The organism is Bradyrhizobium hipponense (genome assembly GCF_008123965.1).
Lineage (GTDB): Bacteria > Pseudomonadota > Alphaproteobacteria > Rhizobiales > Xanthobacteraceae > Bradyrhizobium > Bradyrhizobium hipponense.
In genome coordinates this window covers 36,847-63,446 of the sequence record NZ_VSTH01000176.1, presented here as the reverse complement: position 1 = coordinate 63,446, position 26,600 = coordinate 36,847, and the positions used below count along the sequence as shown (strand labels likewise).

Here is a 26,600-nt window from a genome sequence, read left to right as displayed (position 1 = left end):
GGTCTTCGTCGTATGCGTACATTGGAACTGAGGTCAGCGACGACGCAAGGCCCTCAATCGCAGCTGCGAGGCAGGGACGTCTGCATTCAGTTGCTTGGCAAGGGGCTACGTGACGACGTGTTGCAGACCATGAGGGCTAAGCGTTGCTCACTGTTCGCATGCAAGGTGCGAGCGTTCGACACGTCCTGGCGTCGAGCAACTACAGCTTATTGCTCAGGCGCGCGCTGTTGCGCTCGGCTTGTCCGACATTGAGGCCGTTTGTAGCTGCTGAATACCAAGACGCCGACGGAATCCCACGCGCCCGTTTTGCAGTCATGGCATGTCACCCCAGCGCCTTCTTGCTCGGCCCGGCGAAACTGCCCCGACGGACTTTGACCAATGCTGCCAGGGCCAAGGAGAGCACCAGAATGGAGTCGTTCGACAAGGCATCGATCGTTTTGATCGAGCCGGCGGAGGTGAGGCGTGAGCCGGCCTCCATAAACTGCTGATAGCTTTGCCCTGCCTGGTAAGCGCCATCATTGACGTTGGCAATCTTCCGCTCGCCGGAACCAACCGTCGGCTCAAACGACCCGCTATCCAGGAGGGTCTCGCCACCCCGTTTCGGCATCGAGGAGAGCGGGGGTGCCTCCGCAGGTGGCATTTCGATCGCTGATCCCTGGAGCGGCGGCGCCGGACCTGCGCGAAACTCCTCCGCGCTCATGGAATAGAATCCGATCGTCTTCCATTGGGTCGAGAGCTCAATCCAGTTGCTGCCGCCGATGCCTGGATTGTTACTGTGATCATCAAGATAGGGGGCCTTCGTGTGTCGCCACCAGTCTGCGCCCACCATGGCCACGAGATGCAAGTTCGGATCGGTGGTCCTGATGTCCATTTGAACATAGACGGCATCCACGGTTCCGGCTGGGTAGGTCCCTCGAGCTTTGTACCAAAAATGGTTGTTGTAGCCGGCTGGAGGAGCGTCGAAGGAAATGGTCGCGCCGGCCAGATGGATTGCTTTCATAGGAATGGCCACATTCCCCACGAAGTCCGGGACGAAATGCCCTCCGGTCAGCTGGGTCTTGGACTGGTCCTGTACCAATGCCCATTCACCTGATTGCTTGGTACGAACGTAGGTCTTCGCGTTTGCGACCTCGATCGCCGCACTTGGATTCGAATAGGGCGGTGCTCCGACCTTAGGGTAGACTTGGCCCCAACCCTCAACCGCGCTGAAATCTGCGGGCGGCGACCATAGCCCCCCGTCGTTCCAGCCTTGGTACCAGTTGTAGCTCGGAGGCACGCCTGCGGGAAAACCTTCGCTATTCCCGCGTGTGTTCTGTCTCACAAGATCGGACATTGAGAAGTCCATCGGCCATTCCTTGTTTACGCGGTGCGCGAGCTGCGCGTCACTCGGCTGGAGACCATTTCGGCGAGGTGAATCGACCCGCATAGGAGAAGAACAGCGTCATCGACGTAAAATTGTCGATGAGGTTCTCGGACAAAAAATAGATGAGCAGCACAGTGTACATGGTTTTCGCCGCCCGCTCCTTCAGCGAAAACATTATGCTGAACACGAAAACGACAAAGATCACGCAGTTCAACAGTCCGTATTCTGCCAGCACGCGCAGGTAATCGTTGTGCGGCGGCAGCGGCAACACGGTCAAGACGCCGGTCTGACTTGCACCGTAACCGAACAATATTCCGCCGAGCCCTAGCGACGAATAAATCTGCCATATGTTCGTCCAGTGGGTGATGCGGAAGAACGCGGACATGTCCGTCGTACCGGTCAAATCGATCAACTGCTTGGTTGACATTCGCGCGATGGTGCTCGGGTCGAGGCTCCAGATAAGCGCTATTGCGTTCAGACCCGTTATCAGTCGATCCAGCGCGCCAAGCGCGTAGGCGGCGAGGCTGGCAATTGCCAACAAGAAGAGCGCGACGAATACTTGTGGTCTCAACGGAAAGAAAGACCAGAGACCAATGGCGACGATGGTTGCCAATGCGGGGCCAACTCGGTTCATGATCGCAGCATTTACGAACTGCGCTATCAGGACCTTGTTTCCGAACCAGGGGGAAACGGCAAAGAAAAGAGCCGAAAAGTACAGCGCTGCCGTGTTTGTGTTCGGAAAATAGGAGAACACGTCAGGATATTCGATGCCGGTATAGACTTTCGTCTGGCCGACCACCTTGAAAAGTAGTGGCAGCGCCGCGAGTGCGTAGATGCATCGCTTCTCGGATCGGTGCAATCGCTCCGGCGTAGTGCGGCCTGCGACGTAGAATGAATAGATGGATAGGAGCTTCAAACCATCCGATAGCTCGAAAGCTCCAAAATTCACCAGATAGCTCGTACCTGTGAAGATGCAGGCGAGCATCAGCAAGATCTTGTAAAAGGCACCGCCCTCTCTCGTTACCAGTACGTGGTAGGCGGACCATGAAATAAGCAGCAGGCTTATCGAGTTGCTCAGGACGTTGAATACACTCGATCCGGTGAAGTGGTAGAGAAACGTCAGGCAGTTCAGGAACACGAGGCCGAAGCAGGTTACCACGAAGAACCGGCCGTGGACTGCCATCGAGGCGGAAACGCGGTGTGGTGTCTCCTCTCCACCTAGAGCTAGATCGTTCACAACAGACTTACTCCACTTCCTTGGCCGGACGGTTCCTGAGGTGTCCCTTAACAGGCTCAGCCTGCTCGAGTTGCGGAAGTCTCAGCGGTCAACATGTCGGAAATCACCGAATCCGATTTGACGGTCGTCAATATCGGTCCGGGCGCTTCAGTAGACGCTGTGGCAATCAGAAGAAGTGGAGCCGACGGTGGAACGTGGAAGACGCACTATATTCGCCAGCGCTTTCGGTCTGTTATGGCGGCGACAGTGGATCATTTACCTGTGCCTGTTGCTCACGTCCGGCGTAGCCTTCCTCTATTACGCGACGGTCGGGGACCGGTACGAGGCGTATGTGCTGTTGCGCGCCGGGCAGGGGATCAAGGAACGTTCCGGCAACGCGACCTCTCCTTTCGGAGAGGGCGTTGACCTTCAAAGCCGGATGGAATCACTGTCGCGCATCGCCAAGATTGACCAGGTTATTTTGGAAGCCGCGAAAAACGTTGGCTACGACAGGCTATCATCGGATTCAAACCCGACGCTCCTCGCCAAGTTTATGGCATGGGGGAAGGAAATCGATCTTCGGGATGTGTTCGCCAAGGAGCCGGCAAAGCCGCAGCCACAGGCGCAGGCGGAAGCAGAGGAAGACATAGAGCGTAACCAGTCTGGAATTCTCAGTCTGCGAGACCGCATCAATGCCAAGCAGGAGGGCAGATCCGACCTGTTGAGGATAACGTTCCGTCACAAGGATCCATCGATTGCCGCGAGCTATCTGAACGAACTCGGGAACGCACTGGTAACCGTTCAAAGTCTCGATGTTCAAATGCCGGGGGCGCAGGAGTTCTTCCAGCAGCAAACGAAACGCCTCGAGGAAGAGGCGGAGGTGGCGGCTGCCAATCTGAAGCGATTCTCGGTTGAAGCATCGATTTATGCCGTTGACGATCAGCGGCAACTCCTGCTCAAGCGCGCCAGTGATCTGGCCGCGTTGATCGCCACGACGCGGGGCGCAATCGAGGATAAGAAAGGGCAGAAACTTGCGATCGCGGACCAGTTGGCCGTCCTGCGGCCGGTCACGCAGTCCAAGACCGTGAGCCGAATGGTGAGCACGCTGGCAGGGCCGGACTCTCGAAAGTCCCTCGATTCCTCCGCTAAGCCGCCGGACCAGTTTGAGGAGCAGCCTCCCTTGCTTCTGATCAAAGTCTACCAGGAGAACATGTCGACGCTGATGAAGATAAATGCCGACCTCAACGGGCAGACAGAGCTGCTGGGTCAATTGGGTGCCGAGCTCGAGAAAGTGAATAAGGAACTTGCATCGCTCTCTGCAAAAGAGGCCGAGTACGGAAGGTTGAAGCGCGTTCTCACGACCGCGTCGTCAGCTGCGGCGCAGTATGCAGCCCGCATTCAGGATGAGCAGATAAGCACCGAGGTCGCCAAAAAGAGCCAGCTTTCCAGCCTCAGAGTAGTGCAGAAAGCGATAACTCCAACGGCGCCTGTATTTCCTCAAGTCTCGCAGCTCGTAGCCTTGGCGCTTGCCGGTGGCTTTCTGCTCGGCCTTGGAGGCATCTTCGGGCCGGAACTCGCGAGAAGCACAGTGCACGCCCAGCCAAGTCCAGGAGGGGCCGTCGGGGATGACGATCCGGTAAGGAATCTGCTGTTGGTGGCGCGGCAAAGAACGGAAGGACTTAAGGATCTTCATTCTACCGGACGGGCAGACCTCAAAGAAGAAGCGGTTGGCGGCCCCGTTCCTCGATCGACCAGGATGCCTCCACTCTAGAGACTAACATACCAACGAATCGCTGCAGTTTTCGCGTGGTGCGTCGGCGGCTCCTAATCGGCGCCAAGTGAGTAGACCTTCAGCATGAAGATTTTCAGCATTTGCTGCGTTCGAGACGAGAACGACATTGTCAGCGAGGCTCTGGAGGCCGCTCTAGGCTGGAGCGACAGGATATTCGTTTTTGACAATGGCAGTGTCGATGGAACGTGGGAAACAGTACAGGCCATCGCGAGCCAGAACTCGAAGATCGAGATCGTTGGTCATGACAATCGCATTTTCACCGACGAACTCCGCGGAGAAATATTCGAAACGCGTCGCGGTGTAGCATCTCCGGGAGATTGGTGGTGCAGGCTAGATTCCGACGAAATCTACATTGACGATCCGGCCCGCTTCCTCGCGCGCGTCCCAAACAGCTACGGCTTCGTCCTCTCTGCCACGTTCAATTTCTACTTCACCGACGTCGATCTTCGAAATTACGAACGCAGTCCTTCGGACTGGCTGGAGCGGCCGGTGCAAGACAGGCTCAAATGTTTTCAGAACAATTGGAGTGAACCCCGATTTGTCCGCCACCGCAACGATCTCCGCTGGGGTGGGTTGGTCTGGCCGCATAACCGGGACCGGACATTTCCGTCGCGGATTCGCTTGAAGCACTTTCCGTACCGCTCGCCTGCGCAGATATCGAGCCGGCTGGAAATACGTCAAAGCCAACCGGCGCTATTTAAGCACGAAGCCAACCGAACGCTTGCAACGGGCTTGCAGCCCGATTGGGCAGACGAAGGCCTGGCACCGATGCAGGAGACAGCCTCCTGGCGGGATCGCGTGCGAAAGGCTGTCGAATGCGACGTCGATCGGGGAGATGGAATTTTCATCACGCGAGACGACCTGATGCCTCCGCTTCCGTCGCCGGCCGTGGACCTGGTCAAAGTTGGCTTGCGACGCAGTCACGTAGGACGGGCAATTTTGTCACCAATTCTCAGGTGGCGTCGGAGCCAGTTCGGTTGGCGGTGAACATTTCGTCTCCATGACACATGCAAGCATCGACGGCTTCGTCAGTGGACTAGAAATCAGGGGAGCAGAGACATGGTAGTCAAGGACCGATTGAAATCGATCGTCAGATCAGCGGGTTATGAAATTCGGCGTCATCACCCGGATTTGGTGGAGTTTCTCCACTCTCGTTCTGTCAACCTTGTCCTGGACGTCGGGGCCAACGAAGGCCAGTTTGCGCAAGAACTCAGGTTGCGAGGTTACACGGGCAGGGTCGTCTCCTTCGAGCCAGTCGTCGACGTGTTCGAACGGCTCAAGACGAACTGCTCAGCCGACGAGAAGTGGGATTGCCGAAACCTGGCTCTCGGCGAGACCATGGGCACCGTCGAGATCAACGTCAGCAGGAATACGGCGATGAGCTCGATTGTCAGCCAAACGGAGGTCGGTCGCAACAGCATCTATGAGGCTGATGTGATCCGCGTCGACAAGGTGCCGATTACGACGCTCGACTCGATGTATTCGGAGTTCGCGGACGATCGCGTTTTCCTGAAGGTCGACACGCAGGGGTTCGAGCAGAATGTATTGCGCGGCGGCAAGAGTTCGCTTCATCGTCTTCTTGGCGTCCAGCTGGAGTTGCCTCTCGTCCATCTCTATGAAGGCACCTGGAAGTTTGATGAGGCGCTCCGCTTCATGCGGGAGGCCGGCTTCACGTTGAGCCAGATGCGCGCTGTGACTTACTATTCTCAGGATCCCGCGTCCCTGCTCGAGGTGGATTGCATATTCAGACGGGCTGACTACGCCGACGGTGTCAGCTACCACTGACATCGGGGACATACGGTCAGCGTGTAGCTTGGGGGCGCATCTGGTCGGGGTTAGGCTCCCACCCGGCCGGAGTCGACGTTCGCGAGTGAGAAACCGAACAGGAGCCGGTAGCGCCAAAACGCAATGACGAGAGACGTGAACAGGATCGCTGCGCCAGCCCCGTGGAGTCCGGCGAGCGGCAGGAATGACACCTGCGCAATCACCGAGACACATACCGATGCCACGTTTGTGACCGTCGTCAGCCGATCGCGATGTGCCGTAAACAGGCTGAGGGCTCCGAAATCCGCCATGTAGCGTACGGCAAGCCCTACAACGATCAGCCAGAAGGCCGACCATTGGGCAGCGAGAGCGGGCTGATCCAGCCACGGCAAAAGGATCTGGAAAGCAAACCCGACCGCAGTGCTAAGCGCCAGTGTGGCGAGCGCGGTCGTCTGCATGAAGCGCCAGGCCAGCTGGCAATGCGCGGACGAGCCTCCGGTCCGATATGCGCTGATCAGCAGAGGGCGCTGCTTTTGCTGGAGGACCAATGCGAGAAAGGTGGTTGCGGAACTCCCGACCGTCCAGAAGAGGAAGTAGATGCCGGCGACCTTCAAGCCCAGCAACAATGTAACGAGATAGCGGTCGATGTACTGGCTCGCAACAAAACCGAGATCGCTTACCAGCATGAGGAAGGACTTCCGGATCGCTCCGGTAATCACCGAAGGTCTAAAGGGACGGGAAAAGGACGCTCGCCATGGCCAGGACCAGCTCAGGAAAACGAAAAGACCTATCGAGACGACGCTTCCCGCCAGCCAAAAACCGAACAGGCACGGAAGTGCCCTAAAGCTCGGGTCCCAGATAGCGAGCGGAACATAGACGAGAATCCAGGCCGCGCCGCGAATAAAGCCGATGGCGTTTGCCGAGAGGTGGTGCTGCAGGCTTGAAAGAAGATAGAAGATGTCGTTACCGACATGTTCGAACAGGATCACGGCAACGATCAGGACCCATAAACCGGAGGCTCCAAGGACGATGGTAACCAGAATGGCGATCGTCAAGAGAACCATGTAGGCCGAGATCACGAAAGACCAGTAATGGCGCATGCTGTCGATCATTTCGCCTGCGGGAGCGGTGACCGCGTCGCGCATCAGCAGATGGTTCATTCCAAGATTGACGACGATCGGAACCGCCGCAATGGCGCCGGCGGCGAGTCCATACAAGCCCAATGACGACAGATCGAGATAACGGGCAATGAACAGGGCGAGGCCAAATTTGCAGCCCATGACGCTGGCCCGCATGGCCATGACTATGAGATCGACGAGGAGCCGGTTGAGTGAAGCGGGCACGGCTGCGGCGCTCATAATGTAGACGGTGAATCAGGCACAGCGAACCACCAGTATGTTCTGTACCCGACCGGCCACGACGCCTCCGGACGCCGCCCGTTAGATCGAATGGATAGTGACTCGTTATGTGAACTGATGACCATGAACTCGCTTCCGTAGGAAATCCTACATATGTCTAGTCCCCAGGATTTGAGGGGCATCAATAACCGCATGGCTGAGAAGATGTGCGTGACTGCGATTGCCGAGCGAGGCGGCGCATGTTGAGTAGCGCGACGACGCCGCGGTGGGTGCCGTCAGGCTAGTTGCTCCGGTGTGCTGTGTCTCAGCCGACGCAGCCGCGAGGCAAGACGTTGTGGACAAAAGGTCACAGCAACGAAGCGAAGAGCGGCCTTCAGGCTGATATCGTAAAGGTCGTGACGAAATTGCCAGGCGACGTTCAAGGTCTCCTGAATGCTGCCGCCGCTCTTGCGGTAATCGGATAGCGTGATCAGCCCGCGGCGCGCGAAGCAGCGCCTGGCGTGGATTTGGATGGTCTTGCGCATCTGCGGGTCCTGGACATGAATCTCCGCGGTCTGTGCGATCAGATCGGCTACCTTGCGCCCGTCGTGCAGAAGCTTCTCGACGCCCAACCGAGCCGTCTCGGAGTCGTCGTGATAGGTGTAGGTCGCGCAGGCCTCATTGATCAACCCAGCTCTGCCCAGTAGCAGGAGCGGCGCCCAAGCGGCGACGTCGGCGGTGTGCGGCAGATCAAGCGGGATGCCTCCTCGTTCGCGCAGGAGTTCGGTCCGCATCACCACACCGCACATATTTACAGTGATCTGATCGGTCAAGAAGGCCTTCAGAATCGCGGCGCCGTCCCGAATGCCTGTATCGCAGAGACGACTGGTACGCGGGGGCCTCGTCTGTCCGAGCGATGCAGCATGAAGATTGCTTAGCGTAATCACGCTCGAAAGCTGCGGCTGTTGCTTGATGAGGGCCGCTGACCGCTCGAGCAGCCACGGCATGACCCTGTCATCATCGGAAACGAAGACTATGTAATCGCCCTTGGCATTCTCGAGACACGCATTCCAGTTTGGGAGCAGGCCGATATTCGTTTCCTGGTTGATGACTCGCAATCTTGTGTCGCTAAAGCTTCTCAGAACGCGGTCGGTATCGTCCGGAGAGGCGTTATTCGAGACGAGGACCTCGAAATGGGGGTAGGTCTGTGACAGCGCCGACGCAATGCATCCCTTCAGGAGCGCGGCCCGATTATATGTAGGAATGGCGATCGTCACGAACGGGTAGTCCCGGCCAGCCCGAAAGTTGTGGTTCGCGACCGTTTGCACGGAATCTAAGGATGCGCCCTTCGGGATGTTTACAGAAGGTACCATGGATCAGGATTGCCGAACGTAGCGCATCAGCAATGCTCGCGGGTGCCATGTGTCCGACCAAATATGCGTCGGTTTCGGATCAGAAGTGAACCTGGTGGCGTGCACGACCGTCTCCCATACTCGATCATACAAAGCGCGCATGGACGGCGAACGGCATCATTCAGGGCACGCCCAGTGTCAACTAGTGCAGAGTGGGCTGACCCGAGTTGACGACTATCAAATTCCGCCTCGCTGCTCTCGAACGGCGGCGGCGTACCTCAGGCGTGCTCATTCCGCGTTGCCCCGGCCTGCGTTCGCGCACTCGATCGGGATTTGCCTCGCGTGGGCTACGAGTCGACGTGGGCGTCGTCCCAAAAAGGTGCCGTTGCGCGACACCCTTTGGGCTGCCTTCGCTCAATCGCCAGCGAACTAATGCTGCCAGGGAAGGGAAAGTGTCTGCGTGGGAGAAGCGTTGGCTTCGCCGGTTAAGACCCTGCTCGTCTCGGCGCCGGAGCTGATGACAGCGGTCGCCGCATATTGGTTCATCAGCGCCATTGCATGACTTGCATCACTCAGCAGGGACGACGAAGCGGCGCTTGGCGGCTTGGCAATCAACGAAACGTTGTCATAGAGCGCACCTAGTCCGTCACTAGACTGGCCTGCCAGCTCGCGGAATGTCAGGCGGTCCTGTCCGCCGGTGCCGGTCACCGTGAAGTCATAGCTTTGCCAAGTGCTACCGGGTGGAACCACGTCAATGACCGAGCCGTTCCACAACACCGCAATTGAGCAGGTAGAGCTTGTGAACCCCGGCCGAGAGCGCGCGTCGAAGGAAAGAGTGTATTCTTGTCCGGCGACGGTCTTTACATCCTGGTACAAGCCATCAAGAGCTCCGGTAAAGTCCAACTCGCCGTAATTGCCTCCGTTGCTGGCCTTCACGCCGTTGAGATTGTTCCAGAGTTCGATGGTGCCGCCACTGATGGCGTGCCAGCCCTGAATGGAATTAAAGGCTCCCCACCGACCGTCTTGTAAGGGCGCCAGTGATGACGACTCGAAGGATCCGTTCACAAGGAGATTCGTACCCGCTGCCGGCGATGACGTGACAGGCTGGGACGCGGCGGTGGTGAGTTCAATATTGTCATAGAGCGCACCGAGTCCGTCACTGCCTTGGCCCGCCACCTCACGGAAAGTGAGGCGATCCTTGGCACCGGTCCCTACCACCTTGAAGTCGTAGGTTTGCCAGTCGGTGCCGGGAGGCACAGTGGCAATGAGTGAGCCATTCCACAACACCTCGATCGAGCAGGTCGAACCGGTGAAGCCAGATCGTGCGCGCGCGTCGAAGGACAAGTTGTAGGACTGTCCGGCAACGGTCTTTACGTCTTGGTAGAAGCCATCTCGAGCGCCGGCATAGTCGAGTTCGCCGAAATTGCCACCGTCGCTCGCCTTGACCCTGTCGAGATTGTTCCAGAGCTCGATCGTGCCACCGGTGATTGCGGTCCAGCCGGAAACGGCCTGGTAGGCTCCCCAACGGCCGCCGGCGAAGGGCGCCAAGGTAGTTGCCTCGAACGATCCATTGACCAGCAGGTTCTGGCCTGCTGCCGGCGGCGAGGTGACGGGAGGAGTCGCACTCACTATCACATTCAGGGCAGCGGATTTCGAACTGACGTTGCCCGCAGCGTCGGTGGCGTTCGCGGTGAACGTGTGGGTCCCGTCTGGCAATTGCGCCGTGGTGAGGCTCCAGGCGCCGCTCGCATTGGCTTTCGTCGTGCCAATGACGGCCGTCCCTTCAAACACCTTCACAGTGCTGCCGGCTTCCGCCGTACCACTCAGCGTCAATTGTTTGGCATCCGTGGTCTTGTCTCCGACTGTACCCGTATCGGGCGTAAACGCAGCGATCTTGGGTGCTGCCGGTGCCAGCGTGTCTGGCGGCACGACCGGAGGCGTTTGTGAAGATCCGAGTAGCGGCGGAGGCAAGTCTGCCTGGAATGCCGCAGTGCTCATGGAATAGTAGCCAACCGTCCTCCATTGGGTCGACAGCTCAACCCAGTTGCTGCCACCAACGCCCGGATTGTTGCTGTGGTCGGAAAGAAACGGAGCCGTCGCGTTGCGCCACCAATCGACGCCTACCATGGCCACCAGTTTCGCGTTCGGATCGGTCGTCCTCATATCCATTTGGACATAGACGCCGTCGACCGTTCCAGCCGCGTATGTCCCTCGCGATCCATACCAGAAATGATCATTGTAGCCGGCCGTAGGGGCATCAAAGCTCGCGGCGCCACCTGGCAGTCGAGTCACCTGCATCGGATAGGCTGAGTTGCCGGCGAAATCGGCGACGAAATGCCCCCCTCCCAGACCAAGCTTTGACTGGTCCTGCACCAGCACCCATTGGCCGGTTTCCTTGATATGCACATAGGTTTTCGCGTTCGCGACTTCGACATCTGCGTTCGCCGAGGCGGCGGCTCCTTCCTCGGTATAAACTTGCCCCCAACCCTCGACGGCGGAAAAACCTGGAGGCGGGGTCAGCTGACCACCAGGGTTCCAGCCCTTGTACCAGCTGTAGCTGTGCGGCACGCCGGCAGGAAACCCCTCGCTTCGACCAAGCGTGTTCTGATTGATCAGCTCCGATAACGAAATCGCCATTTCAATGTCCCGTTGGAGGTGTCGGTATTATGAGAGCAGTAATCAGCGTTGACCGGGCGAGCACCGCCTGCGGCCCTAAAGCATGATCGCCTCGCGCCGCTCACGCTATCCGATCGTAATTTCTGCTGAGACGCGACAATCACAAAGAACGGCCGCACGCCCGCACGGCCCAACTTCCAAGCGTCACTGAGATCGGCCTTGCCGAATCACATTGAGTCCTTCCCCAAAAAGATGAACTAAGCCACAGCAAAATTCAATCGACGCACGTATCGAACTTATCGCAGCTCGCTTGAGACCTGCATGGATTTTATGCACCGGCTGCCAAATTGGGCGATCGACGCAATGTAAACCGACCTCATTTTCAATTTTGACGCTCGCAACAGAATTTGTCGCCAATGTGATTGAGCTGTACTCGAATGGGGTGTTAGTGCGGCCTTCTTCGATCAAAGAGTGACGATGAGGTGGTGTTTGTCTCTTCGAAGAGCGAAAGGCGCTTGAGTGCTCATCGTGCTACAATGAAGAGTTATAAGCTGTTTTTCGCCTTCACCCGTTGTGCAGCCAGCGCGCCTTCAGCGGACTTGCGTCGAATTGTCTCGCGTCAGTTGGGCGCGTGCACGGCTTCTCGAACTCGAGCGTCCTGGGCATCGCGTTGACTCGATTCGCGCATTGTTCGGCAGCTGGGGCAAAGGCCAGTCGCTGATCGTTCTGCGCCGCGCATTATTGAGAAGCGTCAATTCGACCCCGGAAAATAGCGGCTAAGCACTCGGAAAGCTGGCATCGCTTCCCTGATTTGCCGGGTTGCTCGAGACGGAAGGCATGACGTGATCGGTTTTCGCGCGGAGACCGGAGTGTCTCCTGTTCTGTCGGACTGGCTCGACCTCGCCCGCGGACTTGCTGCCGTCGAGGTCGTGGCATTCCATTCCTATCAGTTGATGTTCATGGAGAAGCTGCCGAGTGAGAGCTATGACCCGGCGATCAGATTGGTCTATTCCGTTCTCTGGGCCCTAAGCGCACATGGCCCTGCTGCCGTTCTGGTGTTCTTTGTCTTAAGCGGCTACCTGGTGGGTGGGCCTGCGCTGGTCAGAAGTCTGCGCGGACAATTGCATGTAGTCGACTATTTCTCCGCGCGCTTTGCACGGCTCTATGTCGTACTTCTGCCTGCGCTGACCATCTCCTTCTGCGTCTTTATTTCAGCGCAGCAATCCGCGGGCTGGCAGACCTATGTTTCCTCTCATCAAGACGTCTACAACAGTGCGGCAATCTTCCACGCGCCTGTCGGTGTCGCGACCGCAATCTGCAATGGCTTGTTTCTCCAGACGATAGCTTGTTCGGCATTCGCCGGAAACGCGGCCCTGTGGAGCTTGTCGAACGAGTTTTGGTACTACGTGCTGTTCTTTGCGCTGATTTCGGTCCGCAAGACTCCAGCTTACGGTCTGCTCATCATCGCGGTTTTCGGATTGTTCGTGATGGCGGAGCACTTCGATAGAAGCGGCACGCATATCGGCCTGAAACTCCTTTTTTTCTTTGCCATTTGGTGCCTCGGTGTGACCGCCTACGCTGTGACTGCACCGATCTGGGCGTGGTGTTGCGGCTTCCTCGTGAGCATGGGTGGCTTGTACCTTCTCACATCCAAAGGCCTTTTCCCGCAATGGGCCGCATTCAGCTTGGCCGTGGGGTTGGGTGCAGCCGCATTGATTATCGGCCTCGACTATCTAAAGATACCACTACCCTCATTGCTGCGACGTGGCAGAGAACTCGCAAAATTCAGCTTTTCATTGTACGCGATTCACTACCCGATCCTCTTGCTGCTGAACGTCACAGGTGCAGGTGGTCGTCAGGATTTCACTCTCGCATCAGTCGGGCTTGACGCGAGCTTCATCCTGACTTGCTTGCTCGCCGCAGGCATCGTCTATTTCATGTTCGAAAGTCGTACGCCTGCGATCCGAGACTGGTTAAAGGGCATTATGCTGTACGGCATAGCGGGCGGTGGTCGTAGATTCCGTCCGACAGTGATCGCTGACGCCGTTAGTTCGCGGAGCGCGATCGCGGCAGATCGTGCGATGATGATGCCTGGTGCGGTGGCAAGGCCGCCGCTGCAATCGTCCGGCACCGACGCTACGCTGGTGCAGATCGCCTCTCCGCAAGGGCGACATAGGGCGCCCGCGGCGAACGTTCCGATGGTGCTGCTGAATGACGGCCATGCACTGCCTCAACTCGGCTTCGGTGTCTGGCAGATCGACAATGCGCGCGCCCCTGAGGTCGTCGCTACTGCGATGAATGCCGGCTATCGCTTGATCGACACTGCGGCGAACTACGGAAACGAAGCCAGTGTCGGCGTGGCCTTGAGGCGGATGAATCTGCCGAGAAGCCAGTTGTATGTCACGACGAAGCTCCGTAACGAAGATCACGGATACGATCGGGCAATGCGCGCCTTCGATGCCAGCGCCGCGAGGTTGCAACTCGACGTGGTCGATCTGTACTTGATTCATTGGCCATGTCCTCAACGCGCGGCCTACGTCGAAACCTGGCGTGCGCTCATTGAGCTCCAGAAGCAGGGACGTGTTCGGTCGATCGGGGTGTCCAACTTCGCGGCCGATCATTTGGAGTGCATCATCCATGAGACCGGCGTCACACCGGCGGTGAATCAGATCGAATTGCATCCCGCTTTTCAGCAGCAAATGCTGCGGAATATCCATGAACGCTACGGCATTGTGACCCAGGCATGGAGCCCGCTCGGTCAGGGCAGGGCTCTTGACGATCCGAGGATCCGGGCCATCGCAGAGCGTAGCAGCCGTACCGTCGCGCAGGTTATTCTGCGCTGGCACTTCGAGACCGGCTCTATCGCGATTCCGAAATCGGCAAACGCGGCCCGCATGGCTGAAAACATCGATCTATTCGGCTTTGAGCTGACCAGCAATGACCATGCTGTAATTGCGGGGCTGGACCGGCCCGATGGACGGATTGGCCCCGATCCGGCAGCCTATGGGCAAATGCGCATCCTGCGCCGGTTGACCCGACGCTTCTTGACGACCTGATTGGCGCGCGTCCGCGGCGGTGGATGCGAAGTCGGTCTTGCGCAGCTGATGAACGTTGGACAATCGTCCGTTCTACCGGCTCAGATCATCATCCCAGCTCGTGTGGACCGTTTGCTTAGGAGACGCCGCGTGCGCGGGTTCAGCGGAGCGACGAACCAGAAAGCACCAAGCGAGTACAAGGTGATTTCGTGCACGGTCTACGAGCGTCGAGACGAACGCGAGAATGATCTTCTTCCTCGCCATCACCTTGGATTCAAGCAGATGCCACGATGCTATCGCGAAGATGAGGGTCGCGGCGAGGCTGAGCCCGAAATTGACGTACCACACGCGGTGATCGGGCAACAGCTGAGCCACTGTCTGCTGCACCGGAAATCCGTACAGATACACTCCGTACGAGTAGTCGGCGACCTTGGCGATCGGTCCGGTGCTGAAATTGAGCAGTCCGAGATAGACCGTGAGGTAGGCAATGAAGATAGCGGCGAGATCCTCGCCGGCTCGGGTCGAGGCGAGGACGGAAACAACGAAACCGGCGGCGCTGGCCAGAAAGAGCCAGGGGGAATACGCGATCCTGCTTCGGTTCAGGAATAGCGCGACGCCGCACAGAAAAGCGAGGACCAGCATTCGGCCTGGGGGCGCGGCCGGCGAAGCCGGCTTGCCGCCAAGCAAGTCGCGCAGCGCCAATGCGATAATGATGAACAGAACGGCGAAGAGGAACAGCCGGTGGCGCTTGGTTAGGCCGATCAATGCCGCCGCGCTGATCGCCAGATAGCATTCGAGTTCGTGTGGGATTGTCCAGAGCTGGCTGTTCACCATGTTTGGCACGGGCAAGTCAGAAAAAGCGCCCGGCAGGTAGAAGTGAATATCGCCGATCGTATTGAGGAAGTAGCGGAAGAAGTCCGGATCGGTGAAATAATGCGACAATGGGAGAGTCGTAAAGATTGAACCGATCAATATCGCCGAGATCGTGACTTCCGCGGTCAGCGCAGGAAAGATTCGAATAATCCGCAGCACGGCGAATGACGGAAGATTGTTGCGCTCGAGGCTTCCTGCGACGAGGAAGCCGCTCAGCGTAAAGAAGGCTGGAATGACAAGCCAGACCAGTGGTTTGAGGGGACCGCCATAGAACCACTGCTCGGCGGCCAGACCGTAGCATACTGCGACGGTATGCCAGAGGATTACTGCGATCGCCAATGTGATGCGCAGGACGTCGAAGCCCGCAGGCCTCCCCTTCGTCGCTTCCCATTTGTCTTCAATCGATGTCATCGCTCGGTCCTGCCGAGTGTAATACGAGGTCGCTCTGATACTTGACTATGAGCGGGTGGGATCGGGAAGTTGACAAGCGTCAAATCGTCGACGCGAGTGTGTGACGGCGCCGTAGGCTTATTCGCAGCGCGTGTGCTGCAGGCAAACGTTTCGAGCGTTTGTGCGCGACCGGCAACGAAATGGAAGTTTGGTCTCCTAATCGTGCCGACGACTAACGGCTGCGCTCTGCCACTCAATTCAATGCGACTTAGTCGAGTTGACGGTTATCAACTTGGTCTTGCAGTTGCGACCTAGGGTCCGATCTCGTCGCCCCATCCGCGATTGTCCATCCGGATGAGTCGGGCGGTGTCCCTGAGACAGGAGATCCCGATGAAGGTTGTCATTCTCGCCGGCGGCTATGGTACGAGATTGAGCGAGCATACCTCGGTGGTTCCAAAGCCATTGGTTGAGGTCGGTGGTCGTCCGATCCTGTGGCACATCATGAAGCTCTATTCTCATCACGGACTGAATGAATTCGTCATCTGCTGTGGTCACAAGGGTACCGTGATCAAAGACTATTTCATGAGCTACCTGTCCCATCAGGGAGATTTCACGCTCGACCTCCGGTCCAATCGCATTGAAATGCATCGAAATGGCTGCGAACCCTGGAAGGTGACGCTGGTCGATACCGGCGAGAAGACGATGACCGGTGGCCGGCTTAAGCGGGTGCGCGATCATCTCGGAGATGCGACGTTTTGCATGACGTATGGCGATGGTGTCTGCGACGTCAACATACGCGAATTGATCAAGTTTCATCACCAGCAAGGCGCGCTGGCGACGGTCACTGCAGTACAGTTGCCTGGCCGCTTCGGCGCGATCAATCTCTCCTCGGACCGCCCACGCGCGGCGCAGTTCCGCGAAAAAGACGCGGGCGACGGCCAGGTCATCAACGGAGGTTTCTTCGTCGTGGAGCCGCAGGCTCTCGATCTTGTCGACGGTGATAGCACTAGCTGGGAGAGTGAACCGCTGACGCGGTTGATCGAACAGGACCAACTCGCGGTCTATAGGCACCATGGTTACTGGCAGAACATGGACACCTTGCGCGACAAGACTGTGCTGCAAGAGTTATGGGATGCAGGCAATCCGCCTTGGTGCGTGTGGGGCAAGGGTGACTTCGCGGCGACTGCGAACACGACGACGCCGAAGCCAGCCATTGCCCATCAAGCCACGCTCTGAGGAGATGATCACATGCGCATTCTCTTCACGGGAGCCGACGGATATATCGGTGCGGTGCTTGGTCCCAAACTGCTTGAACGCGGTCACCACGCGACCGGTATTGACACGGGTCTGTACCGTCGTGGTTGGCTATTCGATGACGGCAGGACACGGCCGATGGTGATGTCACGTGATACGCGGCAATTGTCGCGGTCCGATTTGGTAAACTTCGACGCTGTGGTTCACTTGGCGGAACTGTCCAATGATCCGCTCGGGGAGAACAATCCCGCCATAACGATGGAGATCAACCACCGTGGATCGGTGGAGTTTGCGCTCAAATGCAAGGAAGCGGGCATCGAACGATTCGTCTATGCGTCGTCTTGCAGTATCTATGGTGCGGCTGGGGGCGACCTGAAATCCGAGACGTCAACCTGCGATCCTCAAACGGCCTACGCGCGATGCAAGGTACTGGTTGAACGTGATCTCGTCGCGTTGACAGATTCCCACTTCACGCCGGTGTTTTTGCGCAACGCGACAGCGTTTGGAGCATCCCCCCGACAGCGCTTCGACCTAGTCTTGAACAATCTTGCCGGCTGGGCGTTCACGACGGGAAAGATACGCGTCATGAGCGACGGCACGCCTTGCCGTCCTCTGGTCCATATCGAGGACATCTGCCAGGCAATCCTGTGTGCCCTCGAAGCGCCACGCGGGGCAGTCTGCGCCGAGGCATTCAATGTTGGCGACGAAACCCAGAACTATACGGTGCGCGAAATTGCAGAGATCGTGAACGAGACGTTTCCCGGTTGCGAGCTATCATTCGGTCCGAGCGGCCCAGACAATCGCAGCTATCGTGTATCCTTTGCAAAGATTAAGGCTCACATGCCAAGCTTCCGGTGCGGATGGAATGCGCAGCGCGGTGCGCGGCAATTGAGAAGTGTGTTCGAACGTATTCAGTTGGACGATGCCACATTCAATGCGGCGCCTTTTACTCGCCTTTCCGAGCTTCGCCACTTGCAACACACGGAGCAGTTGGATTCCCACTTGCGGTGGACGCCGATTCCCGAATTCGTTCCGGGGGCGAACGCGTTATCATTGCTCGGAGGCTGAGCGCCGGTGGATGGGCCACAAGTGCGATTAGCTCTAGGCCGTCGCCGCACGTGCCGCGACAACAAGCAGAGCCTTACAATCTGGCGACTTTCAATCTGTTGACTTTCTCTTAAGCTATTATATTGTTTTTGCAGTGCCGCATTTGGGTCACGGTCCGGTTGCCAAGAGCGGCTAGGATTCAAGTCGATATTCAGACGAGGCGATTTTTTGCTCGCACTTTTATCAGTCGAGCTGCCAAGGAAGTGAGCATTCCGGGTAAGAGTACGGGTTGCTCGAGGATTGAGCAGTGTCTGTTATATTAGTAGTCGATGCGCACAGTGTTTATCGTAGCGGCCTCCGGGACGTGATTGGGACCCGGTTCAAGAAATCTCGCGTTGTTGATACCTCGGGGCTCGAAGGCTTCGATCTGGAGACCAGTTTCGATCTGATTTTGATCGACCTCGGCTGCCTCACCCCGCGTTCGCTCGGTGTTCTTGCTGAAGTATTCGACATAAGGCCCGCGACGCGTATCGCCGTGATGTCAACGTCGACTACGCGTGAGGATGTGTTGAGGTGTCTTTCGGCCGGCTTCCACGGTTTCGTGCCCAAGCTTCAGTCGGATGAGGAATTGCTGGCCGCGATCGATGATTTGTTGTCGGGACGCATCTATGTACCCCGCTGGCTGGCTGATGATGACGTCCGCCGGCCAGAAACTGCTCAGCCGGTCAACTTCGATCTAGAGGCGCTGCGATTGACGCGCCGGCAGAACGAAATTCTTCCGCTCCTGGCTCAGGGAATGTCGAACAAGGAGATTGCGCGCGAACTGAGTATTGCGGAAGGGACCAGCAAGATTCATACAGCGGCTCTTCTGCGCGCGCTTGGCGCTCGCAATCGCACGGAGGCCGCGTTTATGGCCGCGAAGCTGGTCGGGCCCCGAGACCGGTTAACCACGAAAATGAAGAGCAAGAGGTTCGTGATCAACAGGAGCAATGGCTCAGGTTCCGATCAGATCTCCGGCAACCGGTGGACCGGCCGTTCTTTCGAAGACCGGCGGAGTGATCGCCGCCTTCTCAAATGAGCGGCGTCATCATCTTGTCACGTCTTCGGGCGGAATCCGGCGCGCTGCCCGCATCCAGGAATTAGCAAACAAAGCGGTCGACGTAGCGCGCCGACGAGCCTTTGGTTCGCCGCACTTCTCGGTAAGCGCCAGAGCCTGCAGGAAGGCAAGTGTATCGTCGCCGCCGAATTGCGCTGCGCGGTTCTTCAGGTTGCGTCTTCTCCGTCTGGGGCGTTTTTCAACATACCGGCATCGCACTCGGAGTTCCACCAAAGTGGATAATCCCGGGACGCCTCTGGAAACTCAGACCGTTAAGAGTTACTGCGGGAGCGCGCCTTGTGCATGCTTCGCGTCTGTTGCCCCGCTGTCGCAAATCGGTGCGAACGAAGGTAGGCGCGGAAATCGGCGCGACTGCCGCAGAGTCGCGCATCTTGCCAATCGTTTGCACGAATTTTTCGCTCGATTGAGTGATGCGTGAGCAGCGAATAGTTTTCTCGCCTGACGGACTAGATCGACCGGCTTATTCGGAACCGGCAAAATCCTAACGCATTAGCCTGAATATCCTTCGGATCAAGAGGGCCTACACTTCAATGCGCCGGATTAGGTGCTGAGGTGATAGACATGCTTACGGAATCGGCTTCGCTCGACGACGGAAAATTATCTACGCCAATCTTCAGATCGACCCGTAACGACGCTCTTGAGTTCCGACGGCCCTCCACATCCTTCATACCACGTGGCCGGGCCCTATTCTGGGAGGGAGAAGAAGAGGCTCAAAAGATCGAGATTGTTGAGGGCGTCGTCCGGGCGGTCCGGCTACTTGAGAACGGAAACCGCCAAATCCTCGCCTTCTATTGGCCCGGCGATGTGGTCATGCCAACTCATTCAACCAACCAGCAGTATACCGCAGAGGCCGTGACGGATTGTCGCGTAATTCGATCAAAAGTCTCTGGAGTGTGTCGGAGCGACGAGCCCTGCGGTGCACACCAGGTCTTGGCGGATACGCTCTCGTTGGTGCTGACGATGAGCCAAAAAAATTGCGTAGCGCGCATCGCGTGGCTATTGTTGCGCATTCGACCGCACTTGCCTGCCGATCTCAAACGCCCGGAAGCACTCCGGCTTCAGTTGCCCCGGGCCGATATTGCCGACCACGTCGGAACATCGCTTGAAACGGTTTGCCGCACGCTCGCAGAGTTCAAAGCGAAAAAACTAATTGACCTGCCCAACCGCAAGACCATCAGGTTCATCAACTTGGAAGGTTTGGCGAGGATCTCCAACGGGCCGGCCTTCGATTGATTTGATTTCGCTTTGCGAATGCTTACCGCGGGCCAACGGTTGGAGTGGTCCGCGGGTCTGTTGAAGTATGTTAGAGGCCGGAGCGTCAGGCCTTGAGCGATTCATTTGCTTTTGCGTCGGTTAACATTTGGCATGCCGGTTGCAGAGCTGGATTGGCTCGCCGACGGAATACAGGTTGAACCGATCGACCGATCAGATGGTTTTCCGGTCCGTCTTCCAGCGCCTTCCGGTACACGTCGAGTGCTCCATCGATGGCCTCGATGGTCTGGTCGATATCATCATCAGAGTGCGAATAGCTGACGACCAGTGACGGGGCTAGCAAGCCGCGGCGGATTGTCTCCTGCAAAAACAGCGCGCGAAAGATCTGTGATGGCGCTCCGTCGCCATCCAAGCAGGTATAGATCAAGTTGGAGGTCCGGCCGGCGAGCTTGAAATGGTTGGCTAGTCCGCGACGGCGTGCGGAAGCTTCGACCCCGGTTTTCAGGCGGTCTCCCTGGCGGTGGAGCGTATCGATGACAGGCCGGTCGCGATAGGTGTCCATGACGGCCAATGCCGCGGCCAACGCGTGGGTTTCGGCACCGTGCGTGGTTGACAGCAAGAAGACACGGTCTCGATCATGATCGAGGCCGCCGAGCTTCATGATATCGCTCTTGCCAACCAGCGCGGAGATCGCAATACCGTTGCCCAGCGCCTTGCCGAACGTCGATAGGTCGGCCTCGACTCCGTGATACCTCTGCGCAGAGCATTTCGGCCACCGAAAGCCCGTGATCATCTCATCGAGAATCAAGAGGGCGCCGTTCCGATCACAGAGTTCGCGCAACCCGGTCAGATATCCGGCGGCAGGCGGCACCTCCTTTTCGGCTTCGAGGATCAGCGCTGCGATCTTGCCCGGGTACTGAGCAAAAAGCGCTTCCGCCGAGGACAAGTCATTGTAACGGAATCCGAGCGTCAGCCGCATCGCATCAAGGGGGATGCCCGCGTCCATCGCCGTCGTGCAGATCGCCCAATCGTCGTAGGAGAAGAAGGGGTGGTCGGAACACATGGCGACTATATTCCGGCCGGTGTAGGCACGGGCAAGCCGGATCGCGGCAGTCGTGGCCGTCGACCCGTCCTTGGTGAACTTTGCCATCTCGGCGCCGGGGACCATCTCGATCAGACGCTCCGCGCACTCGACCTCCAGCGTGGATGGCCGCGTAAAATTTGTTCCTTGCGCGAGTTGCTCGGTGGCGGCCTTGACCACAGCGCCAAAGCCATGGCCAAGTGACACAGCGCGCAATCCCATTCCGTATTCGATGAATTCGTTGCCGTCAGCGTCCCAGACGCGGCAGCCGAAGCCCTTCGAGATAAATCCCGGCGCCAGCAGCGGATATTGATCGTCGCCCTTCGCGTAGGTGTGTGCTCCGCCAGGGATCGCCGCGCGGGCTCGAAGTCGTAGCGCGCCAGACGCCGGGAATCTGTCGATATTTTCTCTCGTCGCCGCTACTGGCCAATAACAAAGAGGATCCATCTTCATAACCGAACCCCATCGACGCGTATGTTTCGAAGGAACAGCTGTCCCCCCGCCAATCGTTTGCGTGTCGACCCATTTGGTGGTGCCAAAATGCCGCATACTTGAGAGTTCTCAATTCGGCACCATTCGTTGCAAAATTTTCAGCAGTCATTTCGAGTTGGTCGCTCTCTGCAACGAGATGGAGGCGGGAGGCCCCCGGACTGTAGGCTCTGCCCCTGCGCCGTTCCCCAACTGAAGTCATCGTCTCGCATCCCATCGTTATTGAGCTTCGTCAGATTGAGGAATGCGGCGTCAGCTAGGCTGAAAGGCCGTCGTGTTTCAGGGTTGAGAGCCAAACATGTCTGAAGCTGACCAACTCAGGACTGCAAGATACGCATCCGAAATCAGCGTCGAGAAAACGATGGGGCGAAGCATTGACTGGCCTGTTCTCGGTGTCGCTTTGGCGCTGGTTTGTGTCGTCGCATGGAACCTCGCTCTGCTGTGGTGTGTCTCTCAACTTTGTCGAATCATGTTCTTTTAGAAATTGGATCCTCACGGTCTCTCCTGCAGCATGATATTCTCAGAAACGATCCTCACCGGAGCCTATACGGTAGACATTGACAGGCACCAGGATAACCGCGGGTACTTTGCTCGGATATTCTGCGCCGATACGTTTCTGGCGCACGGTCTCAAACCAGTCGTCGCGCAGGGGAGTATCAGCTACAACGCGAAACGCGGCACGTTGCGCGGGATGCATTTTCAGTATCCGCCGGCAGCGGAGACCAAGTATGTGCGATGCACCAAGGGCGCGGTGGTCGACGTGATCGCCGACTTGAGGCCGGAATCGCCGACCTATTTGCGCTCTGTCACGGTCAACCTGTCTGCGGATAACGGTCGTGGCCTCTACATACCCGAGCGCTTCGCACACGGATTCATCACGCTCACCGACGACACCGAGCTGATCTACCTCATCAGCAACTACCACGTACCGGGCGCCGAAGGCGGGCTGTCGCATGATGATCCAGCGCTGGCAATCGCCTGGCCGACAGACGTACGCGTGATCTCGGAACGCGACAGGGCATGGAAGCCCTACAGCGAAATCGGTGCCGAATTGAAGGCGCGGATGAGGTCCGCTGTGCGGGCAGGCACTTAGATCTTAGATCAAGCGGCGGCGCGACCTCGTCAACACGAAGTCTCGCCATATGCAGCCCGAGAACGGCGCCAGAAACCCAAGCGTGACTTGACGACCGTCAATAGCTCCACGCCGACGAAAGCTAGCGTGTCGGAAACTATCGTCGCTTCCTCGGCAGGAGTCACAGAATGTTGGAAGAAGAAGCTACTCGCCCCCTCAACGGCATGGCGCCATCTGTACGGGCAGCGGAGCCGAGTTGCTGCCGCTTCTGCAATACGCCTCTCGAACGCGTGTTCATCGATCTCGGACTGTCGCCGCTGGCCAATTCCTATCTGCGAGATGAAAAAGCCAAGCGGGACGAGCGGTTCTTTCCGTTGCGCGCGTACGTATGCGGAGAATGCTTCCTTGTTCAACTGGAGGAATGGGAACCACCGGAGAATATCTTCGGGGACTACGCTTACTTTTCGTCCTATAGCGAGTCATGGCTGCAACACGCCAAGTCCTACGTCGCCCGGGCTATGGAGAGATTCGGAATCGGTCCTCAGAGCAAGGTCGTGGAGATTGCAAGCAACGATGGGTACTTGTTGCAATATTTTGTCGAGAAGGACGTTCCGGTTCTAGGAATCGAGCCAGCTCAAAATGTCGCCGCCGTGGCGCGCGCGAGGGGGATTCCGACCCGAGTTGAGTTCTTTGGCGAGCGCACCGCCCGCACCCTAAGGCGTGAGGGGTTGCGCGCCAATCTGTTGATTGGAAACAACGTCCTCGCCCACGTGCCGAACCTGAACGACTTCGTCAAAGGAATGAGCATCCTCCTCGAGGATCGAGGCGTCATTACAATGGAATTCCCGCATTTGATGCGGTTGTTCGATGAATGCCAGATCGACACGATTTATCATGAGCACTTTTCATACTTTTCCTTCATCTCCGTCGAGAAGATCTTTGCGGCGCATGGGCTGACGTTGTTTGACGTAGAGGAGCTGCCTACGCATGGCGGGTCGCTGCGGATCTATGCCCAGCACAGCAAAGGATGGCATCCAATCTCGCATCGGGTCGACGATCTCCGGACACGCGAGATCAACGCCGGATACGCCGATCTCGATCACTACGATGCGTTTGAAGAACGCGCCATGCAAACCAAACGCAAGCTGCTCGCGTTTCTCGAGGAGGCGAAACGCCAGGGCAAGCGGGTGGTCGGGTACGGCGCCCCGGCGAAGGGAAACACCCTCCTGAACTATTGCGGAATTACCACCGATCATATCGAGTATACGGTTGATCGAAGTCCACACAAGCAGGGCTGTCTGTTGCCGGGCACTCATATTCCGATCTTCGAGCCTGAGCGGATCAACGTGACGAAGCCGGATTACATACTCATTCTGCCCTGGAACTTGAAACGAGAGATCGTCAGCCAGTTGTCGTTTGCCCGCAGCTGGGGAGCGCAATTCGTGGTGCCAATCCCGGAGCCGAGACTCGTAGATTGATCCGGGTTGAGCTCGTTAGCGAGGCGAGAGATGGACGACATTGCGCGGCATGTAGATCTTGCGAACCTCAGGGAAAGCGAGATGGCGGTCGATCTGTCGGCTGATGAAAGCGGGCAGGCGATTTACGACTTTATCGCGGACATGTATCCGATCTGCCGCAGCATCACGGGAGACGGGGTTCGAAGAACAATTGACTTGATCCGAAACTACATCCCGCTCACAACTTGTGAGGTACCTTCGGGTCTACAGGTGTTCGATTGGACTGTGCCCCCGGAGTGGAACGTTCGGGACGCATACATAAAGAACAGTGCCGGCGAACGTGTGGTCGATTTTAAGAAGTCGAACCTGCATCTCCTCGGCTACAGCATGCCGGTGCGGGGGCGCATGGCACTCGACGAGCTCAAGCCCCATCTTTACTCGGATCCAGAAAGACCTGATTGGACGCCCTATCGCACGAGCTATTACAAGACGACCTGGGGCTTCTGTTTGCCGCACAATCAACTGCTGGCGATGCCGGAGGACGACTATGAGGTCTGTATCGACTCCAGGCTCGAACCGGGCCATTTGACATATGGCGATTTGAGGTTGCTTGGCCGTACTTCAGACGAGGTGTTGATCTCCTGCCATATTTGTCATCCGTCACTGTGCAATGACAACTTGTCCGGAATCGCGGTTGCCACGGCACTTGCCCAGTACCTTCGGAAGATGGACCATAGATATACCTATCGTTTCGTTTTTGCCCCGGGCACGATCGGCTCGATCGCGTGGTTGGCGCTGAACGAGGCACATGTCGGGCGAGTTAAGCATGGATTCGTCGTAACCTGTGCGGGAGATCCGGGGCCAGTGACTTACAAAAAAAGCCGCCGCGGCAATGCCGAGATCGACAGGGCCTGGTCCTACGTCCTCAAGCAGAGTGGCGATCCGTACGAGATCGAGGAGTTTTCTCCCTATGGCTACGACGAACGGCAGTACTGTTCGCCTGGTTTCAATCTTCCGATTGGAACCGTGATGCGAACGCCCTACGGCAAGTTCGCGGAGTACCACAGCTCAGCCGACAATCTGGACTTTGTTCGTCCAGCTGCGCTGCGTGACACGCTGTCGAAAGCAATTTCGACCATCGACATCATCGAGAACAATGCTTGCTACCGGAGCGAGAAGCCGTTCTGCGAGCCAAAACTTGGCAATTACGGCCTCTACAGTGGGCTGGGCGGTGTTGGAGCCGGAGACTACCAGATGGCCCTGTTGTGGATTTTGAACATGTCGGACGGAGAAAACTCACTTCTTGATATCGCCGAACGGGCTCGACTGCCTTGGGAAATGATCAAACAGGCCGCGGCGGCACTGAGCGGAGCAGGGCTCATAAGATCGATTGTCCCGGACCCGGCGAAGTAGCGCGATGGAGCTGGCTCGGCGTCAGGCCGCGGCGGGCCAGAAGGCGCGAATGATAGGGACGCTGAAGGCGATCCACCAGGTGCATGCTGTTTGCTGGCGCCCGACTTGAGCGATCAAGCGAGTGAAGGGCGGATAAAGCCCTTCACAGACGGACGTGTTCTGAAGGCTATACGCGTTTTTCGAAGATGAGCCAACTGCGTGAATGCAACTCTCTGTGGCACCGCGGCAAGCGGGTTGAGAAGCGGGTGAGTCGAACGTCCGATTGAAGAGAATGTGGGTGGGCACGACGTCATGATCCAACGGCTGTCGTTAGTGACTGGCTGGGTGGCACTAGCTTTCATCGCCTTCGCAACACTTTCTCCGATCCGGGACCGCCCGACGCTGGCGGGGCTGCAACTTGAGCACTTCGCTGCCTTTGCCGCCATGGGGCTCGCCTTTGCCTTGGGCGCGCCGCGCCGCACGTTGCTCATCGCTACCATGATGATCGCCAGTGCCGTCGCTCTCGAAAGTTTGCAAGTGTTGACACCGGACCGGCATGGTCGAGTACTAGATGCATTCGTGAAGGCGGCTGGGGGAGTCTGCGGCGTCGGCGTCGGCCGCGTGGGAACGCAGGTCTGGTGGGCGCGGGTCGATCGGGTCAAGAACACCCTGAAGTCCCAACGAACCGGTACATCGGCATAACGAATCAATTCGCGACACAGAATCGAACAGGACTTGCGG

At 57.7% G+C, this 26,600-nt stretch carries 19 protein-coding genes and 1 pseudogene; 13 read left to right on the top strand and 7 right to left on the bottom strand.

Features of this window, described 5'->3' with window-relative positions; genetic code table 11:
* Positions 1-322: 322 nt before the first annotated feature.
* Positions 323-1,333, bottom strand: a complete 1,011-nt coding sequence (locus FXV83_RS37895) for a hypothetical protein (RefSeq protein WP_148744940.1) — start codon at positions 1,331-1,333, stop codon at positions 323-325.
* A gap of 49 nt (positions 1,334-1,382) precedes the next feature.
* The gene (locus FXV83_RS37890; protein ID WP_148744938.1) at positions 1,383-2,600 is read right to left on the bottom strand and encodes an O-antigen ligase family protein; all 1,218 of its coding nucleotides are present in this window, start codon (positions 2,598-2,600) and stop codon (positions 1,383-1,385) included.
* Between the two features lie 187 nt (positions 2,601-2,787).
* On the opposite strand from FXV83_RS37890, the gene FXV83_RS37885 reads away from it, so the two are divergent.
* The 3 genes from FXV83_RS37885 (at position 2,788) to FXV83_RS37875 (ending at position 6,156) form a co-directional block, all read left to right on the top strand.
* Positions 2,788-4,350, top strand: a complete 1,563-nt coding sequence (locus FXV83_RS37885; protein ID WP_187436451.1) for a GumC domain-containing protein — start codon at positions 2,788-2,790, stop codon at positions 4,348-4,350.
* Between the two features lie 84 nt (positions 4,351-4,434).
* On the top strand, positions 4,435-5,358 hold the full coding sequence (locus tag FXV83_RS37880; RefSeq protein WP_148744934.1) for a glycosyltransferase family protein: 924 nt from the start codon (positions 4,435-4,437) through the stop codon (positions 5,356-5,358).
* A 72-nt stretch (positions 5,359-5,430) separates the two neighbouring features.
* Complete coding sequence (locus tag FXV83_RS37875; RefSeq protein ID WP_148744932.1) at positions 5,431-6,156, top strand: FkbM family methyltransferase; 726 nt, start codon at positions 5,431-5,433, stop codon at positions 6,154-6,156.
* A 50-nt stretch (positions 6,157-6,206) separates the two neighbouring features.
* Here the strand turns inward: FXV83_RS37875 and FXV83_RS37870 are convergent, their stop codons facing one another.
* The 3 genes from FXV83_RS37870 to FXV83_RS45030 all read right to left on the bottom strand — a co-directional run bounded on the left by FXV83_RS37870 (position 6,207) and on the right by FXV83_RS45030 (position 11,461).
* Positions 6,207-7,493: a lipopolysaccharide biosynthesis protein gene (locus FXV83_RS37870; RefSeq protein WP_148744930.1), complete on the bottom strand. Its 1,287-nt coding sequence runs from the start codon at positions 7,491-7,493 to the stop codon at positions 6,207-6,209.
* 275 nt (positions 7,494-7,768) lie between these two features.
* On the bottom strand, positions 7,769-8,749 hold the full coding sequence (locus FXV83_RS37865) for a glycosyltransferase family 2 protein (protein WP_235940542.1): 981 nt from the start codon (positions 8,747-8,749) through the stop codon (positions 7,769-7,771).
* Positions 8,750-9,253: 504 nt separating this feature from the next.
* Entirely contained in the window at positions 9,254-11,461 is a 2,208-nt protein-coding gene (locus tag FXV83_RS45030) for an Ig-like domain-containing protein (RefSeq protein ID WP_148744925.1), read from the bottom strand.
* An 821-nt stretch (positions 11,462-12,282) separates the two neighbouring features.
* On the opposite strand from FXV83_RS45030, the pseudogene FXV83_RS44565 reads away from it, so the two are divergent.
* Positions 12,283-13,341: pseudogene (locus tag FXV83_RS44565) on the top strand (acyltransferase family protein); the annotation flags it as partial.
* A gap of 297 nt (positions 13,342-13,638) precedes the next feature.
* Positions 13,639-14,496, top strand: coding sequence for an aldo/keto reductase (locus FXV83_RS44560; RefSeq protein WP_235940543.1), 858 nt, complete (start codon positions 13,639-13,641; stop codon positions 14,494-14,496).
* 72 nt (positions 14,497-14,568) lie between these two features.
* Here FXV83_RS44560 and FXV83_RS37850 read toward each other — a convergent pair whose 3' ends face one another.
* Positions 14,569-15,759 (bottom strand): acyltransferase family protein, encoded by a 1,191-nt coding sequence (locus FXV83_RS37850; RefSeq protein WP_148744921.1) that lies wholly within the window; start codon positions 15,757-15,759, stop codon positions 14,569-14,571.
* A 369-nt stretch (positions 15,760-16,128) separates the two neighbouring features.
* Between FXV83_RS37850 and rfbF the strand changes: the two genes are divergently transcribed.
* From rfbF to FXV83_RS37830, 4 genes are all read left to right on the top strand, one after another.
* Positions 16,129-16,974, top strand: coding sequence for a glucose-1-phosphate cytidylyltransferase (gene rfbF, locus FXV83_RS37845; RefSeq protein ID WP_148744919.1), 846 nt, complete (start codon positions 16,129-16,131; stop codon positions 16,972-16,974).
* Positions 16,975-16,986: 12 nt separating this feature from the next.
* Complete coding sequence (locus FXV83_RS37840) at positions 16,987-18,060, top strand: NAD-dependent epimerase/dehydratase family protein (RefSeq protein WP_148744917.1); 1,074 nt, start codon at positions 16,987-16,989, stop codon at positions 18,058-18,060.
* Positions 18,061-18,346: 286 nt separating this feature from the next.
* Complete coding sequence (locus FXV83_RS37835; RefSeq protein WP_148744915.1) at positions 18,347-19,117, top strand: LuxR C-terminal-related transcriptional regulator; 771 nt, start codon at positions 18,347-18,349, stop codon at positions 19,115-19,117.
* A 600-nt stretch (positions 19,118-19,717) separates the two neighbouring features.
* The gene (locus FXV83_RS37830) at positions 19,718-20,389 is read left to right on the top strand and encodes a Crp/Fnr family transcriptional regulator (protein WP_148744913.1); all 672 of its coding nucleotides are present in this window, start codon (positions 19,718-19,720) and stop codon (positions 20,387-20,389) included.
* Between the two features lie 85 nt (positions 20,390-20,474).
* Here FXV83_RS37830 and FXV83_RS37825 read toward each other — a convergent pair whose 3' ends face one another.
* Complete coding sequence (locus FXV83_RS37825; RefSeq protein ID WP_235940541.1) at positions 20,475-21,902, bottom strand: glutamate-1-semialdehyde 2,1-aminomutase; 1,428 nt, start codon at positions 21,900-21,902, stop codon at positions 20,475-20,477.
* A gap of 520 nt (positions 21,903-22,422) precedes the next feature.
* Between FXV83_RS37825 and FXV83_RS37820 the strand changes: the two genes are divergently transcribed.
* The 4 genes from FXV83_RS37820 to FXV83_RS37805 all read left to right on the top strand — a co-directional run bounded on the left by FXV83_RS37820 (position 22,423) and on the right by FXV83_RS37805 (position 26,561).
* Positions 22,423-23,031 (top strand): dTDP-4-dehydrorhamnose 3,5-epimerase family protein, encoded by a 609-nt coding sequence (locus tag FXV83_RS37820; protein WP_347341099.1) that lies wholly within the window; start codon positions 22,423-22,425, stop codon positions 23,029-23,031.
* A gap of 203 nt (positions 23,032-23,234) precedes the next feature.
* Positions 23,235-24,488, top strand: a complete 1,254-nt coding sequence (locus tag FXV83_RS37815; protein ID WP_148744944.1) for a class I SAM-dependent methyltransferase — start codon at positions 23,235-23,237, stop codon at positions 24,486-24,488.
* Between the two features lie 81 nt (positions 24,489-24,569).
* Positions 24,570-25,880: a DUF4910 domain-containing protein gene (locus FXV83_RS37810; RefSeq protein ID WP_210250785.1), complete on the top strand. Its 1,311-nt coding sequence runs from the start codon at positions 24,570-24,572 to the stop codon at positions 25,878-25,880.
* A 291-nt stretch (positions 25,881-26,171) separates the two neighbouring features.
* Positions 26,172-26,561 (top strand): VanZ family protein, encoded by a 390-nt coding sequence (locus FXV83_RS37805; RefSeq protein ID WP_187436450.1) that lies wholly within the window; start codon positions 26,172-26,174, stop codon positions 26,559-26,561.
* Positions 26,562-26,600 lie beyond the last annotated feature (39 nt).